Genomic DNA, 16067 nt, shown 5'->3' with positions numbered 1-16067 from the left:
CTTCGTCACATCATCCAGTGTCGTCATCACGGCACCCTTCTCGCCGGGCATTCACCCAGCGTGTCGGGCCGAAACACCGTTTAAGAAACACTCCCGTGACGGTAGCCATCACGAGGTAGACGGCTGGCCTGCCGTGTTGATTTCGGACAGCGGAGTTGATTATTTCTCTACGCTGCCGTTGCCGGCTGGATGTTAGCGTAGTGCACCTCGTTCGGCCGCTTGTAGCCGATCGCTGAATGGCGTCGTCGGGGGTTGTAAAACCCCTCGATGTAGCTGATGACGTCACGTCTGGCCTGCGTCTTCGTGGTGTAGACGGTGCGGTGCACGCGTTCGTTTTTCAGCGCCGAGAAGAACGACTGAGCCTGTCAAGATAATTGTGTGAATTTGGGTTAGACTAGCACTCCTGGCTACGTGGGAATTGTCGACCTCTACGCCAGAGTAGGCAGATAACTGGTCAATCAAGCCCAGGACTTGAACTAACGTAATCATTGTTATCGGTACGCGAAATATTCTGTACCGCAACAGGATTGCGGAATATCTGACGTAGTATTCTTCGCCGGATGTCTACGGGTGGATGTCGCGCGGCGCACAAGGCGCCCATGATCACGTGATCTCTGCCCGCCCGGCTTACCAATCGGACGCTGCAGCGACGGACCTGGCCGGACAGCGCCCACGCATTCGACCCCGTCCAGTGAATTCAGACAGACTGCCCCACCCGAACTTTCGTCACCCGTGACGAAAGATGCGAGGCGGAGGAGGCTCAGTTGATTGCTACCCACAGCACCACGAACAAGATCGCAAGCATTCCGGCGATTCCCACCGTCACGATGCTGGCCCACAGTTCATCATCACGCCGGGTGGAGGTGGTTGGCTTCGGTGCGCCCGGATGCGGTCTCTCGTCGGTCTCTCTCATGAAGCTCCTTTGAGTCGGTGGCAAAGCGACTATTCTTTCGTCACAGGTGACGAAAGAATAGGAAGTATGGCGAGTAATTTCATGCACACCAACATGTTTCGTGGTACGCGCGGTCGGTTCCGCGGGTGCGGTCAGTGTGGGGCGGGCAATGTCGTCGCCTCGGGGTGGGCTGATGGGGTGAGCACGCGGTAGACGATGGTGGCGGTGTGTCCGGGGTGCCCGTGCTGTACGTCGATGAGGTCGGCGAACTCTTCCCCGACTGCTTCGGCAGCGGTGGCGGCGATGGTCTCGAAGTAGAACAACCGCTCATGCTCGCTGCTCCACAGTTGGGGTGCGTCGGGAACGGTATGGACGAGGTGTCGGTGCTGCATCAGTTCGTTTCTCCTGGCTTGTCAAAAGGGTTACCCCCACCCACCATAGGCACCGCCTTAACGGTTTGTTAACTGACTGATGCGTCACATACCCCAGTACTGGGGTCACCGCAGGTGAGGCCAGACGCATGCACGAACCGGGGATCTAGGGACCCGGTCAAGCATCCGGCCGGGCCCCGGCTTCGCGCCCCAGGCGCACACACCCCACCCCAGCCATGCGAGTCACTCGACATTGCTGTTCCTGTAGCAGAACTCTCTGGTGCGCAGCGCATTTCGTATCGTTGATGCACAGCAGCCGTACCCCACTGCAAGGAAGGCCACACGGGGGGCTGTCGACTACTTTTGGTCTGGGTCGCTGGCGCCTGGCGACTTGCGCCTGGACCTGAGCTATCGACCCGATGGGTGGCACTCATGTGTGCTCGCCACGGTCTCTTACCTGCTACAAGTGTCGCCTGCTGCTTACAGGGGCTAGCTGGCGTGGGGCTTACGGGCTGCGCTCGTGCGAAGATGAAGTTGCCGGCGGAGACGATGCCAGCCATATGCCCGCCGCGCCTATTACGGCCACGCGGGCAATGACACACATCGCCTCCAGGGGTCGAAAGGGGACACCGCCGTGCATTCAGAGGACGATCCCGACGCTCTCGTCATCGAGCACACCGGCCTACGCGCCGGGAGTGCAGCGTTGACGGTCATTACCGTGCGCCGTGAGGAACTGGTGATCCTCACCGTCGAGGGCAGCATCGACGTCCTGAGCGCCCCGCAACTGAGTGAGGCCATCACCGATGCCCTCACCGGGCGGCCCCGCGGCCTGATCATCGACCTCACCAGCACCGATTTCCTGGCCTCAGCGGGCATGAGCGCCCTGCTCACCGCCCGCGACGCCATCGCACCCACCGGACAGTTCGCCGTCGTCGCCGACGGCCCCGCCACCTCTAGGCCCATCCGTCTCGTCGGACTCGACGACACCCTGACCCTCTACCCCACCCTCGATAACGCCATCGCTGCCCTGAGCTGACCACCGCGCCCACCCGGCTGCACCCAACGACAGCTCAGACCAACACCACCGCCCGGGGCACTAGCCACTCACTGGTTCCCTTCCCCACGCCAGTCTGCGGGGGCCGGTATCGCGGCGGCGACTGCTTCGGCGGCCAAGGTGTGGGCTGAGGCCTCCGAATGACCTTGTCCGAGAAAATATCCGATCCACTGCTCATAGGTCACAACAACGAAGGCTACCCACCGGGCGCACCGCACGGTTCCCAGGTCTAGTTTCCCCGGGATCTGGTTGTGGGGTCAGTGTTTGCCGCAGGGCGACAGGGGCTACGCCCTAGGTATGAGTGCAGACAAGAACGTTCCTGACCTTGATGACGTGATGGTTCCGACCGAGACCGCCATCCCGGATCACCACGAGCACGCGAAAGCACCGAAGCATCTCGACGACGAGGACCTCGATCAGCGCGCACGGCATGAGGAACACCTCGTCCACGACGAGAACCCGTCCACCGATCCAAGCGATCGTTAGTCATGAACGCCCGGGACACCGACGTCCGCGATGATCCGGCCACAGCCGACCCGGACGACCCCCGCAAGCCCGAGTCCCCCACTGATCTGACCACACCGTCGGTGTGGTTCGTGCTGCGCAAAACCGTGCGCGAGTTCTCCCGCGATCAATGCACCGACATCGCCGCCGCCCTGACCTACTACGCCGTGCTCTCCCTGTTTCCCGCGCTGCTCGCGTTGGTATCGCTGCTCGGGGTCTTCGGACAAGGACAAAAGACCACCGACACTGTTCTTCAGATGGTCGACGACCTCGGGCCCTCCTCAGCAGTGGACACTCTGCGCGGGCCGATCGAACAACTCGTCGCCGCGCCCAGCGCCGGCCTCGCCCTCGTACTGGGACTGGTCGGTGCGTTGTGGTCGGCATCAGGATATGTCGGCGCGTTCGGCCGCGCCCTCAATCGCATGTACGAGATCGACGAAGGCCGCCCGATCTGGAAACTGCGGCCCATCATGCTGCTCGTCACCCTGATCGCGCTCATCATGGCCGCAGCCGTCGCACTCATGCTCGCCGTCAGCGGGCCGATCGCCCGCTCCCTCGGGGACGCCATCGGACTGGGCAGCACCGCTCTCACGGTGTGGAACATCGCCCGCTGGCCCGTGGTCCTGATCTTCGTGGTCCTCATCGTCGCGATCTTGTACTGGGCCACCCCCAACATCCGCCAACCCAAGTTCCGGTGGATCAGTACCGGGGCGGTGCTGGCCATCGTCGTCTGGATCGTCGCCTCAGTCCTGTTCGCGCTGTATGTCGCGAACTTCGCCAGCTACAACAAAACCTACGGCGCCCTGGCCGGGGTCATCGTGTTCCTGCTCTGGCTCTGGATCACCAACCTCTCGCTGCTCTTCGGCGCCGAGTTCGACTCCGAACTCGAACGCGGCCGCCAACTCCAAGCCGGCATACCCGCCGAACAGCACCTGCAACTCCCACCCCGCGACACCCGCGCCTCGGACAAAAACGACGAGACCGACCGCAAGTTCGTCGAACGCGGCCGCGCCCTACGCCAATCATCCGGTCACACCACCGACCCGGCACCTGACCCCCATCCCGCCGGCCCCGACCACTCAGGCGGGCACGGCGCCGATCCCTATATGCCGCCCCGCAACAACTAAGATGACCGCTACCTAGCCGGGCCGTCTCGCCCCGATCTGCCCACAGCTTCGAAAATGAACGACACCCACGCTGCCCGGTAGGCAGGAGTTTCTGAAGGGCAGGGGGCATTTCACTGCGGGGTGCCCATCCCCGGCCCCCGCCGCTGCGAATAGAAAGTTATGGCGCTGCGTCACTTCACGCTCGATCAACTCATCCTCTCGCACGACGACCCCGCGCTCGAGAGCATGCGCCGCAGCGGGCTCTTCGACGATCTCGCAGCACACCACGCACGCCTGCACCACGAACGTGTGGGCGGCCCGATCACCATCACCTGGACCGACACCACCACAGTCGAGATCAGCTACCCCATCGCACCAGCTACGCCCCCGCACCATCACGAACAGATACCCCGGTCGCACACCAACGACGTAGCCCTGCCCATCCGGTAGCGGCCGACCACCAGCCGACGCACCACACGTACAGACTGTGGTGCACCGCACCAGCTTGCGTTCATGGCACCTGTAGGTGGTGAGCTGCCCCGGCTGCAGCCAGTGCGGTCCCGCGGCCGGGGCGGCACATCGACAGCGAAGGGGTACGTCGCTGCCGACAGTCGCTGACCCTACGCCCGCACCCGACCTCACACGCAAGAAGACCAATCTCGAACCCATCGACGATGACCCTGCACATCCTGTCGGCCACCGCTGTAACGCTGGTAGAACGTGTTCCTATAGAGGGGTATGGATACGGTCGGGACGCCCGCACAGCTCACCGCCCTGACCCAGGCTCGGGACTGCCCCCACTCCGGTTGACGGGTGGGTGAGCGGTTCAGGCCGCGGTTGCGGTCTGGTTGATTGTCTCAAACTCGATCGGAGTGAGTCTTCCGAGCCTGCGTTGGCGGCGCTTGCGATGGTAGGTCCGTTCGATCCAAATCACGATCGCCATCCGCAGCTGCTCACGGGTAGACCACCGTTGCTGGTCGAGGACATTCTTCTGCAAGAGCGCGAAGAACGACTCCATCGCAGCATTGTCACCGCACGCACCAACCCTTCCCATTGATCCATGTAATCCATTGCGTGACAGTCGCTTTACGAACTTCTTAGACCGGAACTGGCTGCCACGATCTGAGTGGACGATGGTGCCGGCCGGGTTGCGTTGATCGACGGCGTTTTGAAGTGCCCGGACCGCGAGTGAGGCCTTCATGCGGCTGTCGATCGAGTACCCGACGATCCTGTTCGAGTACAGGTCTTTGATCGCGCAGAGGTATAGCTTGCCCTCGTCGGTCCAGTGTTCGGTGATATCGGTCAGCCACACCTGGTTGGGTTCGTCGGCAGTGAACTTACGGCCGACGAGGTCATCGTGGACCGGCGGCCCCGACTTGCGGTTAAGCCCTCGCTTCTTGCTGAACACCGACCAAATCTGCTCCTGACTACACAGGCGCGCGACGCGGTTTTCGCCGGCGGTGATGCCGTGCTCAGGTAGTTCATCGGCGATGAACCGGTATCCGAACATGGGGTCGTCGGCGTGGATCTTGCGGGCGGCGTTGATCAGATGCGCATTGTCCCAGTCTCGTTGTGACACTGGGCATTTACGCCACTTATAGAAGGCTTGGGTAGAGAATCCAAGCACCCGGCAGGTCACTGTGACGGGAATGCCGTCGCCAGCAAGGTCGAGGACCAGCGGGTACATCATTTTGGGTTGACGTTTTGCGACAGATAGCCCACCGCCCGGCGCATCACCTCCGCTTCCTGCTCAAGGAGTTTGATCCGTTTGCGGGCCTCGCGCAGCTCAGCAGACTCATCGTGCTCCGACGACCCTGGCTGCCGATTGGAGTGGTTGATTCCGTCCTCGCGGTCGGCGACCTTGAGCCAGCGCTGCAGACAGGTTTCCGAGATCCCGAAGTCAGCGGCGACCTGACGCACCGTCGCCTCGCCCTTGCGGGCTACAGCGATCACATCGGCGCGGAACTCCTTCGGATAGGGCTTGGGCATGTCGAACATCCTTTCACCGTGAGATCAAATCTCACAGGTCAGATGTCAACCAAAGTGGGGGCAATCCCCTACAGGCGATCGCTGCGGCGATATCGTCCTGGCCGTCTACGAAGCCGTAGTCAACGCCGTCGAACACGCCTACCGCACACCCCACGACGCCCCTGCACACCAACACAAAACCATCGGACTCGACGTCCTGTACCGCGCGGACACCAGCTCGCTGCAGGTCACTGTAGCCGACCACGGCAGGTGGAAACTACGGGCGCCCACCGGCGTTCGCGGCCGAGGCCTGATCCTCATCCGCGCCGTCGCCGACTCCACCCACGTCGACACCGCCGCCACCGGGACGACCGTCACGATGCAATGGAACCTGGTTCCCTAGCGACAATCTGCGTGCGGTGTCAAACCCTGTGCGTCTGAGACCATCTGGCCTGGCTGCCATAACAATGAACTAATCCCACACCCGTAACCCGAAGGGGGACCTCGATGGTGTCATGGCACGCCCGTGCCGAGATGGCGTGGATGCGCCTCCAACGCAAGAACCGGTTCTACGCCGACCCGGACGTGATGCGCCGGCGGCCATCGCGTTGTTCTCCCCGTGGTTGAACCTGCCGACCGATCACCCCGACTCAGCCCGGAGGGCGGCCCTGGACCCCGAATCAGGCATCGCCGGTTTGCGTTAGGCCGCCCGCTGGTACGCCACCGGCACCGACCTGCATGGTGCGGCAGTCCGCCCCATCGAGGCCAACCTGACCGGCCTGGCACCGCTGATGGTGTTCATCGGGACCCGCGATCTCCTGCTCCCCGACGCCCGACTACTCGGCCCGCGCCAGCGGCACCACGTCCCGACCGAGACGCTGGTGCACGACGGCATGTACCACAACGGGCACGGGCGCTCCCTTACCGAGGCGCGCGATGCCACCCTCGAGCTCGCCCTGTTCATCACCACCCACACCCACTCGACCCGCCCACTGAAACTCGCGATCGGGAGAGGCTGCGCGGACTGCGGCGCGGCGTGCTTGAGTTCGGGTGATCGGGGTACTCGCTCGAAAGGTCGAAGCCACTGGCCTATCTCCCGCGATCGCCCGAGTCGAATGCGAGCCTTGTCATGACCATTTCCAGTGAAGTTCCCATCCCCGATCCCACCCCGCCACCAGCTACATCGCCACAGACCGGCGCTGACCCGTCGACCACCGATGTTGCCAAAGAGCAAGCCGGAGCGGTCGCCGGCACCGCCGCCGACGCCGGCAAACACGTCGCCAACATCGCCGGCGATCAAGCCCATCAGGTCGCCGGGGAAGTGAAAAGCCAAGCCCAGGACTTGCTGGGTCAGACCCGCGAGGAGCTCACCACCCAGGCGGCCGCACAGCAGCAACGCGTCGCCGGCGGCCTGCGAGCCCTCTCGGACGAGTTCAGTTCGATGGCCACCAATTCTGACAAGCCCGGTATCGCCACCGATCTGACCCGCCAGGCCTCCCAACACGCCCATACTGTTGCGTCCTGGCTCGAAGACCGCGAACCCGGCCAGGTCCTTGACGAGGTGACCCGCTTCGCCCGCCGCAAACCCGGCACCTTCCTGGCCCTGGCCGCCGGCGCCGGGCTGCTCGCCGGACGCCTCGGCCGGGGACTGACCGCCGCCAACACCAGCATCGACAGCCCCACTTCGGGCTCGCGTGCGGTAGCGCCGCCGCCCCGCCCTGATGACACCCCCACCGCTCCCCTGCCACCGCTGCAGACCCCCGCCGCCGGGTACGCAGCACCGCCGCAGGGGTATGCGGCTGGGCAGCACACCGCCGACCCCACACCCAGCGGCGGTCCGGCCGATTCGCCGTACACCGTGCCGCCCGCCTCCGCGCCACAACCCGGGTACCCGCAGCATCCGGTCCCGGGTGCGGCGCGATGACCGTCCCTCCCCCACCCCCGCCGCACGCGCACAACGAAAGCGACCCACCATCGCTGGGCGAGTTGCTGTCCAACGTCAGCGAAGACCTCTCCGTTCTGGTCCGCCAAGAACTTGCCCTCGCCAAAGCCGAAGCCACCCAGACCGCCCGCCGCATCGGCACCGGGTCCGGAATGCTCGTCGGCGCCGCCGTCGCCGGCTACTTCGTGCTGCTGTTCCTCTCGGTCGCGCTGTGGGCCGCGCTAGGCAGCATGATCGGGCACGGGTGGTCCGCGCTGATCGTCGTGCTCGTGTGGGCCGTCATCGGCGCCGTCCTGGCCGTTCTCGGACGGACCGCGCTGCGCAAAGCCAAAGGTCTGCCGCAGACCACTGACACTGTCACCAAAATTCCCGGCGCCCTCACGCCGCATCCTCAGGAGAAGCCATGACCACCAGTAGTTCCGACCCCGACCAGATCCGCGCCGACATCGAACGCACCCGCGCCACGCTCAGCTCGGATGTCAATACTCTGGCCTATGAAGCCAATCCCACGACTATGGCCAAACGTAAAGTCGGCCGCGCCGCCGGGGCTCTGGGTAGCGTCCGCGAGAAAGTGATGGGCTCAGCCTCCGACACCGCCCAGAGCACCTCGCAGGCGACAAGTTCGGCGAAAGACTCCCTGTCGGATACGGCGCAGTCCGCGAGCGATGCGGTGCAGTCCGCGCCCGGGGCGATCAAGTCCCAGACCCAGGGCAATCCGCTGGCGGCCGGGTTGATTGCGTTCGGCGCCGGCCTGTTGGTGTCAGCGCTCATCCCCGCCAGTGAGAAAGAGCAGCAGGCCGCGGCCGCGCTGCAGGAGAAGGCGCAGCCGTTGACCGATGAGGTCACCGACATCGCCAAGCAGACCGCGCAGAACCTGCAGCAGCCCGCGCAGCAGGCTGCGGCTGCGGTGAAAGACACCGCGACCGACGCCGCTGCGACGATCAAAGACGAAGGCACCTCGGCCGCCCAGGACGTGCAAGACCACGCCCAGAACGCTGCCGGTCAGGTTGCCGACCAGCAACGCTGATTATCGTTGCGCGGCAACGGCGTCCACCCCGTGGGCGTCGTTGCCGCGCTCAGCGGAGCTACTGCCCGTCATCGGGTGTGTCTGCCGTGGGCGCCGCCGAGGCAGTGGCCACGGCGTCTGCGGCCAGGGCGTGTGCGGACTCCTCCGAATGGCCTTGCCCGAGGAAATACCCGATCCACTCCTCGTACGTCACGCCCTCAGGCTACGCACCTGTCGTCGGGGTAGGTTCTGTCGCTGACTATGTGGTGTTTCAAGTGCGCTGATAGTGGCTACGCCTTAGCTATGAGTCGTGAAGAGAATGTTCCCCACCTCGATGGCGCGATGATCCCGACCGAGACCACCACACCCGATCACCGCGAGCATGCCAAAACGCCGAAACATCTTGACGACCAAAATCTCACCGAGCGTGCTAACCATGAGAAACGGCTCCTCGAGCAGGACGCCGAATCTTCTAGCACTGAGCGCAGCGACTAGCGATGAGCACCCAGGGCAAGGACGTTCGTGATGATCCGGCTTCCGCCGATCCGGACGATTCCCGCAAGCCCGATTCGCCCACCGATCTGACGAAGCATTCGATGTGGTTCGTGTTGCGCAAAACGGCGCGGGAGTTCTCCCGCGATCAATGCACCGACATCGCCGCCGCGTTGACCTATTACGCTGTGCTCTCGTTGTTTCCGGCGTTGCTGGCGTTGGTGTCGCTGCTCGGTGTCTTCGGTCAGGGGCAGAAGACGACCGATGCGGTTTTGCAGATGGTCGACGATCTCGGGCCTTCCTCTGCGGTGGACACCCTGCGTGGGCCGATCGAACAACTCGTCGCCGCGCCGAGTGCTGGTGTCGCCCTGGTGCTCGGTTTGGTCGGTGCGCTGTGGTCGGCGTCAGGATATGTCGGCGCGTTCGGGCGGGCACTGAACCGCATGTACGACATCGACGAAGGCCGCCCCATCTGGAAACTACGGCCCATCATGCTGCTGGTCACCCTGATCGCGCTGATCATGGCCGCCGCCGTCGCGCTGATGCTAGCCGTCAGCGGACCGATCGCCCGCTCCATCGGAGATGCCATCGGACTGGGCAGCACTGCCTTGACGGTGTGGAACATCGCCCGCTGGCCCGTCGTCCTGATCTTTGTGATCCTCATCGTCGCCATCTTGTACTGGGCCACCCCCAATGTGCGCCAACCCAAGTTCCGGTGGATCAGCACCGGCGCCGTACTGGCCATCGTCGTCTGGATCGTCGCGTCGGTGCTGTTCGCGTTGTATGTGGCGAACTTCGCCAGCTACAACAAGACCTACGGCGCCCTGGCCGGGGTGATCGTGTTCCTGCTGTGGCTGTGGCTGACCAACCTCTCGCTGCTGTTCGGCGCCGAGTTCGATTCCGAGCTCGAACGCGGCCGCCAACTCCAGGGCGGCCTGCCCGCCGAAGAGCACCTGCAACTGCCACCCCGCGACACCAAGGCCTCGGACAAGAACGATGAGACCGACCGCAAGTTCGTCGAGCGGGGCCGGGCACTGCGCGAGTCCTCGGGCACCACCACCGACCCTGCCCCCTAGGTGCAACCGCCACACTTGAGGTGGCCACGCGGACGCGCCCACCTGCGGTGTAACGCTGCGGGTCCGGTCACGGATCTGTAGGCATGAGGCAACCACGTCGGCAGGTCGACCAGGACCAGCTGGCGGCGTGGCTCGCCTTGGTCGCCGAGGCCGACGAGGCAGCGTTTACGGCGCTGTACCGGGCGACGGTGACGCAGTTGCGTGGGCTGATCATGACCACGGTGCGCGATCATCATCTGACCGAAGACACACTGCAGCAGGTGTTCGTCGAGGTGTGGCTCAAAGCCGGTCACTACGACCCGCAGCGGGGCAAGGCGCTGTCGTGGTTGATGATGCTGGCGAGGCGCAGGGCCATCGACCGGGTACGCGGCGAAGAAGTAGCGCGCCGCCAGCTCGCCGCCCACACCGCGCTGATCGACCTGGTAGCCCCTGCCGCGGATGAACGTGTGCTGGTGAGCAGTGAGCACTGCGAGGTGCGTAGCGCACTGGCTACGTTGACCGGCCGGCAACGACGCAGCATCGACATGGTGTATTACCACCACCGAACCGCGTCGTCGGCGGCGGACGAACTCGGCATCAACCTGCCGGCGTTCAAATCCCGGATCCGCGGCGGCATCACACAACTGCGCCGCGAACTCACCCGACCCTGACCTGCCCGCCATCGCCGTAGCTCATCACCCACCCCCCCCCGGCCCAACCGCAACTAACTAAATGCAGACCACCACCGTGGCGGCCGACACCGCATTGCTGCGGTGCGGCGGTGTCTGGCAGGTCGGCGGGGTTTCGATATGCGCGGTGCCGGGCATATAGCGGGAAAATGCCTGTCGGGGAGGGACGTCGTCGCATGAGCGCGAGTCATGAAGTGTCGGCCGGGACCGTTGTTGTCATCACCGGCGCTACCAGCGGGCTGGGTCGTGGCACGGCGCTGGCGCTGGCCGCCCAAGGTGCGCACGTGGTGATCGCCGCGCGCCGCGGCGACGTCCTCGACGATCTGACCGAACAGATCAGCGCCGCCCCCGGCGGGACAGCCGTTCCGGTCATCACCGACGTCAGCGACCCCGCTGACGTCGCACGGCTGGCGTCGGTTACCGTCAAACGGTTCGGGCGCATCGACGTGTGGATCGACAACGTCGGTGTCGGTGCCCTCGGCCTGTTCTGGGACATTCCCATCGACGACCACGCACGCGTCATCGACGTGAACCTCAAAGGTTTGATCTACGGCGCACATACCGCGTTGACGCAGTTCCGGTCGCAGGGCTCGGGGACGCTGCTCAACATCGGATCCATCGACAGCGAGGTCCCGCTGGCCTATCAAGCGTCCTACGCCGCGTCCAAAGCCGCAGTGCTGAGCCTGAGCCGTTCCCTCAACGAGGAACTGCGCCTGGCCGGCGAGGACGGCATCAAGGTGGGCACCATCTTGCCGTGGGCGGTCGACACCCCGTGGTGGACTCACGCCGCCAACTACAGCGGCCACACTCCACGCATGGCCGCCATGGACGATCCGCAGATCGTGATCGATGCCATCGTCGCCGCCTGCACCAATCCGAAAGAACAACAGCCCGTCGGACCAAAAGCACGCGCCTCGAACGCCTCTCACCACATCTTCCCGGCCCTCACCGAGCGCCTGTCAGCGAAGATCGCCGGCAGCGAAGTCGCCAAGGGTGCACCCGTGCCGCACACCACCGGCTCCATCTATCACCCCATGGACGTCGGGACTACCGTCGACGGCGGAATCAGAGAACGAATGAAACACGAAGACACCCAGCACTAGCGGTACAGCACGACTGCGCCGATCACGCTGCCCACGTCGCCTATTGCGTCGTTGACAGCCTCGGCGGTGAATACCGATCGAATGCTTGCCGCGCACAAAATCGGTCAGCGCGCTGAAGTATTTCGCCATCCACCAGGATCCGTTCGCTTAGAACTCACCACCCGCGATGAGCTAGGCAGATATCAGCCCCACACAACACCCCGCGCGCGCACCACAGCCGTCTTCGAGCTCAATTGCATCGCAACTATCGGGCGCGCACACGTGCCCCAGTTGTGTCTGGCAGGGCGCGCTGAACTGGTGATCTTCGCGAGATATGGCATCGTCCTCATCATGGCAACAAAGATCGCTATTGAGTATTTTGATGACCTTGACGGTCACCCTATAGATGCCCACGACGTGGTCAGCGTCGAATGGTCCTGGCAAGGAACTGATTACGAGTTCGACACCACGACCGCACACCTAAACAAGATCGAAAACGGGCGCGTTCCGATGGCCACGGTCCTGAGCAAGTCCCGACGGGTCGGTCGGCACACCCCCCGATCCGCACCACCGGCGCCCACGGCTGGCAGCAGGGGCGAGGTCAGCCGACGCGAGATCCGGGCCTGGGCACGCGCCCACGGGTATGAGATCGGCGACCGCGGACGCGTCGCCGCCGATATCGTCAAAGCCCACCACCAGTCCGTTGGCTAAACCCCCTAGCTTTACCCACCGTGAGGCCTTCCGGCCGCCACGCTATGTGTGTTGGCACTGAACCGCATCCGGCGCAGGGCTTCAACACCGCAGCACTACAGCAATACGCGATCCTGGCCAGCGAAGCACTCGATGCAGCACGGTCGAGCACTGAGTGCACAAACACCACGGTGGCGGTCGACATCAACGAGGTCGTCAACGCAGTCGACAACGGACCCACCACAGCGCTGATAGATGCCCAGGTCATCACAGGCCTGCAGGATCGCGGCTACCCACGATCCAAGTTTACGTAATATTAGTTATCGGTGCGGCACACAACAGGTTTAGTCACCAGTGACGAAACAGGCCGCGAAGCAGTGCAGTTCGACCCGCAATGCGGTTGGTTGCCTGAGGATAGGTACCCAGCACTCCCTGCCAAGGGCGGTCACTCAGGGCCGCCCGGCCCAGGCGCGGCCGAAACCTTCCTGACGCCATCAGCACACCACTCTGCGGCACTATGTCAGCCATGACCTTGGAATCGAGCTTGAAGACTCTGCGCCAGTTGCAGAGCACTCGGCGGCCGCCGGTGCTGATGTTTGCGGCCAGCTTCCTGTGGACGCGTCAGAACACCGCGTCCCTGGCCGACTTGAAGCACACGCTCGGCATCGACGCCACGCTCGACACTATCGACGCAGAACTTCGCGTCGCCGCCGAGGAACGGTACGACGACCTGCTGGCGTGGTGCATCCGGACCACCGCCCGCCTCGACGGGACCACCGTGCGCAACCCCACGGTCTGGCTACCGAAGACCGTCGAGGCCCTGGACGCATTCCGTAACGCCGGTGACACCGCCGCTGCGCTGACGCAGATTGCACACACCGACGAGCTCCTGGCGGCCGCTGCACCCGAAGACCTCCTCGAGGCCCACGCCCACATCTCCACCTACACCGAACTTCGGCACACCATCGTCGGCGATATCGCCGACACCAACTGACTGACTTGCAGGCCGCCCGGCCGAGACCTCTTGCAGTGCACGACCGCCGAGCACCACCACGGCGTCACCAGCACCATGTCGAGGGCAAGGTAGTCGGGATTTTCCGAGTGCCGCGGCAGCACTGTGTGTGTTCGGGGGTTTACAGGCCCTGCGGGTAAATCGCGGCCGGCTGCTCCTCGGGCAGCTCGTGCACTACTGCCCAGCACGTCCGGCAGGTCCAGGACCGGCACGGCGGCCGCCGCAAGTTATCCCAGCCCACCAACACCGTGTTGGGGCCGAGCTGGTGCCCGTTCGGGCACCGCCTGGGCGGATTGCGGTCGTTGTACACACTGCTCCTCACGCGAGCCTTCACCCTCCGCAGTCGTGAGCATACGACCGACCTCCGTCAAGCAGCGAGCCTCCGGCGATCGTCGTGAGGAGATGTCAGGACCTCATGGGACGCTTAGGGAATGGCGTACCCACCCGAACCCGATGAAGGCCAACCAGGCTTGGTTCTGCTCGCGACGGGCGCTTACGGCTACCGCTACCCCAGTAGCGACGACGTGATCATCCTGCAAATGCCACCCACCCCGGCCACTGAGCCCACGACCGACGAATCCTGACCGTTGGCCGCCAACACCGTCGACGTCGACGTATTCCGCGACGATGCAGGACGGTGGCGATGGACCTCCAAACAGAACAGCAGTGCACCGCCCCAGGACTCCCCCACCACCTACGTGTCCGCAGCCGCAGCTATCGCAGCGGCTCAGGCCAATCTGGGCCCCGGCGGCGTCTTGATCATCGTGCGATAAAGCCACAACGCATGGGTGGTGCGGGCCGGCGCTTCCCGGGCATTCCTGCCCCGCCGACCCGCAGCACCCTGCGATGTTATCGAAACAGTGTTCGACAATCGACTTGAGGGCCGTCGGCGCGGGTCTCACTCCCCCACGTCCGGTCATGGGTCGACATACGCCGGTCACGACGCCTAAAATGAGGAAATACAGAATTACAGAATTATGTTTGTCTGTATTTCTGCTCCAGCAGATCCCTGATCTCTTCGACCATCTTCGTTCCACGGTCGGCTGTCTGTTTCTTGATTTCACGATGAAGGCTGGCGGGGATGTCCAGCGTGAGTCGTTTGAGCGGTTCGGCCGGTGGTTCAGGGGTCGACGATGAGTTCTTCGCTGAGGAATCCAAGGCCTCCCCTGCCATGCGGTCGCCGCCGCCCACCCAGTTGTCAGCCTCTGGAGGAAGGTCGCGATGCTGGGGCCGGGAGGGTCGACCCGCCCCGAATGCGACTTTTTTACCCGCCATGGGCGATCAGCTCCAACTCTTTCGTGAGGTCTCTGATTTCTTCTGCTGCCACAGATTCCGGGTCAGCCTCAGACACGGCGAGGCCACGAGCTGTTGCCTCAGCGAAGATGACTCGTTGCGCGACTGTCGAGTCGAGTAGTCGGGGACCAAGATCCGCTAGGAGTGCTTTCACGTCTCGCCCGATCGCTGTGCCCGTAATTTTGCGATTAATCGCAAATACAGATTTCAGGTTTTCTGCATAAATTTGCGACTCATTGACCAGGTCGATGACCTCTTGGGCTGCCCATACGTCTAGAGGTGATGGTTGCATGGGAATCACAACGACATCGGACGCGAGTATCGCTGAGCGGGCTAGTCCGGTAACTCGCGGCGGGCCGTCGATAACTATGTCGTCGTACCCCTCCCCTAGTTTACCGATCTCTCGATGCAAGGTATCCCGAGGAAACGCAGCGACCGTGACTGCGCCGGGCTCTGCCCGGGCGGCCGACCAGTCCAGCGCACTGCCCTGGGGGTCTGCGTCGATCACAAGAACCCTTCGGCCGTCAGAGGCCAGTTGCACGGCAACGTTGACGGCGAGGGTCGTCTTCCCAACCCCACCCTTCTGATTAAGAAATCCGTAGATCATTATTTCAGTGTACACGGAAGTAAGGAAATGTTGTAAACAGGAAACACAGAAACACAGAAACACAGAAACACAGCCCTGCGGAGCCGGAGCTGAATTGGCAGTAGCACGGCGCATCGCTAGACCAGCCGACTGCATTCCTGTGTTTCTGTGTTTCTGTGTTTCTGTGCGATCGCTTCCCCGCGTACATTCCCCGTGGGAAAGGGGGGCTCTCTCGCGATCAGCGTACAAGCGACCTCGCCATACAAATGAGAACCTCATCAACGTGCCTACATCGCCAGAACCGCTGGACAGCGACCTCGAACTT

24 protein-coding genes and 1 pseudogene are annotated in these 16067 nt (G+C 63.6%); 17 read left to right on the top strand and 8 right to left on the bottom strand.

The features are described 5' to 3' along the window. Nucleotides 1-167 precede the first annotated feature (167 nt). The 3 genes and pseudogenes from ABZ677_RS24515 to ABZ677_RS24505 form a co-directional block, all read right to left on the bottom strand. Nucleotides 168-362 (bottom strand): annotated as a pseudogene (locus tag ABZ677_RS24515) (IS3 family transposase); the annotation flags it as partial. Between the two features lie 398 nt (nucleotides 363-760). Next, nucleotides 761-913, bottom strand: a complete 153-nt coding sequence (locus tag ABZ677_RS24510; RefSeq protein ID WP_158540082.1) for a hypothetical protein — start codon at nucleotides 911-913, stop codon at nucleotides 761-763. A gap of 131 nt (nucleotides 914-1044) precedes the next feature. Further along, nucleotides 1045-1284: a hypothetical protein gene (locus ABZ677_RS24505; RefSeq protein WP_110473108.1), complete on the bottom strand. Its 240-nt coding sequence runs from the start codon at nucleotides 1282-1284 to the stop codon at nucleotides 1045-1047. Between the two features lie 613 nt (nucleotides 1285-1897). Here ABZ677_RS24505 and ABZ677_RS24500 point away from each other — a divergent pair. The 4 genes from ABZ677_RS24500 to ABZ677_RS24485 all read left to right on the top strand — a co-directional run bounded on the left by ABZ677_RS24500 (nucleotide 1898) and on the right by ABZ677_RS24485 (nucleotide 4377). After that, nucleotides 1898-2299, top strand: coding sequence for an STAS domain-containing protein (locus ABZ677_RS24500; RefSeq protein ID WP_110473107.1), 402 nt, complete (start codon nucleotides 1898-1900; stop codon nucleotides 2297-2299). A 315-nt stretch (nucleotides 2300-2614) separates the two neighbouring features. Next, nucleotides 2615-2803, top strand: coding sequence for a hypothetical protein (locus ABZ677_RS24495; protein WP_358374159.1), 189 nt, complete (start codon nucleotides 2615-2617; stop codon nucleotides 2801-2803). 2 nt (nucleotides 2804-2805) lie between these two features. Further along, nucleotides 2806-3948: a YihY/virulence factor BrkB family protein gene (locus ABZ677_RS24490; RefSeq protein ID WP_358374156.1), complete on the top strand. Its 1143-nt coding sequence runs from the start codon at nucleotides 2806-2808 to the stop codon at nucleotides 3946-3948. A 159-nt stretch (nucleotides 3949-4107) separates the two neighbouring features. After that, nucleotides 4108-4377, top strand: coding sequence for a hypothetical protein (locus ABZ677_RS24485; RefSeq protein WP_110473105.1), 270 nt, complete (start codon nucleotides 4108-4110; stop codon nucleotides 4375-4377). A gap of 376 nt (nucleotides 4378-4753) precedes the next feature. Here ABZ677_RS24485 and ABZ677_RS24480 read toward each other — a convergent pair. Next, nucleotides 4754-5916 (bottom strand): IS3 family transposase gene (locus ABZ677_RS24480; protein WP_358374153.1). Its coding sequence is split into 2 segments (ribosomal slippage): nucleotides 4754-5619 and nucleotides 5619-5916, totalling 1164 coding nucleotides; the frame shifts between segments, so codons are not numbered across the junction. A gap of 28 nt (nucleotides 5917-5944) precedes the next feature. Here ABZ677_RS24480 and ABZ677_RS24475 point away from each other — a divergent pair. Then, nucleotides 5945-6298, top strand: a complete 354-nt coding sequence (locus ABZ677_RS24475; RefSeq protein WP_110473117.1) for an ATP-binding protein — start codon at nucleotides 5945-5947, stop codon at nucleotides 6296-6298. A gap of 433 nt (nucleotides 6299-6731) precedes the next feature. On the opposite strand, the gene ABZ677_RS24470 is transcribed toward ABZ677_RS24475, so the two are convergent. Next, nucleotides 6732-6980, bottom strand: a complete 249-nt coding sequence (locus ABZ677_RS24470) for a hypothetical protein (RefSeq protein ID WP_358374150.1) — start codon at nucleotides 6978-6980, stop codon at nucleotides 6732-6734. Between the two features lie 44 nt (nucleotides 6981-7024). Here ABZ677_RS24470 and ABZ677_RS24465 point away from each other — a divergent pair, with 44 nt between their 5' ends. Genes ABZ677_RS24465 through ABZ677_RS24455 form a run of 3 tightly spaced genes read left to right on the top strand, consistent with a single transcriptional unit; the run spans nucleotide 7025 to nucleotide 8864 of the window. Next, nucleotides 7025-7819 (top strand): hypothetical protein, encoded by a 795-nt coding sequence (locus tag ABZ677_RS24465; RefSeq protein ID WP_170135299.1) that lies wholly within the window; start codon nucleotides 7025-7027, stop codon nucleotides 7817-7819. Next, on the top strand, nucleotides 7816-8244 hold the full coding sequence (locus tag ABZ677_RS24460) for a phage holin family protein (protein WP_110473114.1): 429 nt from the start codon (nucleotides 7816-7818) through the stop codon (nucleotides 8242-8244). The genes ABZ677_RS24465 and ABZ677_RS24460 overlap by 4 nt, the downstream gene beginning before the upstream one ends. Beyond that, nucleotides 8241-8864: a DUF3618 domain-containing protein gene (locus tag ABZ677_RS24455; RefSeq protein ID WP_110473113.1), complete on the top strand. Its 624-nt coding sequence runs from the start codon at nucleotides 8241-8243 to the stop codon at nucleotides 8862-8864. Before ABZ677_RS24460 ends, ABZ677_RS24455 begins: the two co-directional genes overlap by 4 nt. Before the next feature lie 58 nt (nucleotides 8865-8922). Here ABZ677_RS24455 and ABZ677_RS24450 read toward each other — a convergent pair whose 3' ends face one another. Continuing rightward, the gene (locus tag ABZ677_RS24450; RefSeq protein WP_281268396.1) at nucleotides 8923-9057 is read right to left on the bottom strand and encodes a hypothetical protein; all 135 of its coding nucleotides are present in this window, start codon (nucleotides 9055-9057) and stop codon (nucleotides 8923-8925) included. An 89-nt stretch (nucleotides 9058-9146) separates the two neighbouring features. Between ABZ677_RS24450 and ABZ677_RS24445 the strand changes: the two genes are divergently transcribed. The 9 genes from ABZ677_RS24445 to ABZ677_RS24405 all read left to right on the top strand — a co-directional run bounded on the left by ABZ677_RS24445 (nucleotide 9147) and on the right by ABZ677_RS24405 (nucleotide 14636). Further along, a complete protein-coding gene (locus tag ABZ677_RS24445) occupies nucleotides 9147-9338 on the top strand; it encodes a hypothetical protein (RefSeq protein WP_110473112.1) in 192 nt (63 codons plus the stop codon). A gap of 2 nt (nucleotides 9339-9340) precedes the next feature. Beyond that, nucleotides 9341-10411 (top strand): YihY/virulence factor BrkB family protein, encoded by a 1071-nt coding sequence (locus ABZ677_RS24440; RefSeq protein ID WP_110473111.1) that lies wholly within the window; start codon nucleotides 9341-9343, stop codon nucleotides 10409-10411. 83 nt (nucleotides 10412-10494) lie between these two features. Continuing rightward, on the top strand, nucleotides 10495-11061 hold the full coding sequence (locus tag ABZ677_RS24435) for a sigma-70 family RNA polymerase sigma factor (RefSeq protein WP_110473110.1): 567 nt from the start codon (nucleotides 10495-10497) through the stop codon (nucleotides 11059-11061). A gap of 194 nt (nucleotides 11062-11255) precedes the next feature. Beyond that, a complete protein-coding gene (locus ABZ677_RS24430; RefSeq protein WP_110473015.1) occupies nucleotides 11256-12182 on the top strand; it encodes an SDR family NAD(P)-dependent oxidoreductase in 927 nt (308 codons plus the stop codon). A 330-nt stretch (nucleotides 12183-12512) separates the two neighbouring features. Continuing rightward, complete coding sequence (locus tag ABZ677_RS24425) at nucleotides 12513-12872, top strand: Lsr2 family protein (RefSeq protein WP_358374144.1); 360 nt, start codon at nucleotides 12513-12515, stop codon at nucleotides 12870-12872. Between the two features lie 170 nt (nucleotides 12873-13042). After that, nucleotides 13043-13165: a hypothetical protein gene (locus tag ABZ677_RS24420; RefSeq protein ID WP_358374142.1), complete on the top strand. Its 123-nt coding sequence runs from the start codon at nucleotides 13043-13045 to the stop codon at nucleotides 13163-13165. A gap of 212 nt (nucleotides 13166-13377) precedes the next feature. Continuing rightward, nucleotides 13378-13845, top strand: coding sequence for a hypothetical protein (locus ABZ677_RS24415; RefSeq protein WP_358374139.1), 468 nt, complete (start codon nucleotides 13378-13380; stop codon nucleotides 13843-13845). Nucleotides 13846-14294: 449 nt separating this feature from the next. Beyond that, nucleotides 14295-14447 (top strand): hypothetical protein, encoded by a 153-nt coding sequence (locus tag ABZ677_RS24410; protein ID WP_358374136.1) that lies wholly within the window; start codon nucleotides 14295-14297, stop codon nucleotides 14445-14447. Nucleotides 14448-14450: 3 nt separating this feature from the next. After that, nucleotides 14451-14636 (top strand): hypothetical protein, encoded by a 186-nt coding sequence (locus ABZ677_RS24405; RefSeq protein WP_358374133.1) that lies wholly within the window; start codon nucleotides 14451-14453, stop codon nucleotides 14634-14636. Between the two features lie 202 nt (nucleotides 14637-14838). On the opposite strand, the gene ABZ677_RS24400 is transcribed toward ABZ677_RS24405, so the two are convergent. Both ABZ677_RS24400 and parA read right to left on the bottom strand, forming a co-directional pair. After that, the gene (locus tag ABZ677_RS24400; RefSeq protein ID WP_358374131.1) at nucleotides 14839-15138 is read right to left on the bottom strand and encodes a hypothetical protein; all 300 of its coding nucleotides are present in this window, start codon (nucleotides 15136-15138) and stop codon (nucleotides 14839-14841) included. Then, on the bottom strand, nucleotides 15128-15763 hold the full coding sequence (gene parA, locus ABZ677_RS24395; protein WP_358374128.1) for a ParA family partition ATPase: 636 nt from the start codon (nucleotides 15761-15763) through the stop codon (nucleotides 15128-15130). Before parA ends, ABZ677_RS24400 begins: the two co-directional genes overlap by 11 nt. Between the last annotated feature and the right edge of the window lie 304 nt (nucleotides 15764-16067).

This window comes from Rhodococcus sp. NPDC006774 (genome assembly GCF_040636045.1).
GTDB lineage: Bacteria > Actinomycetota > Actinomycetes > Mycobacteriales > Mycobacteriaceae > Rhodococcoides.
Note: the sequence above shows the minus strand (reverse complement) of the source record. Positions and strands in the feature narration are given on the sequence as shown.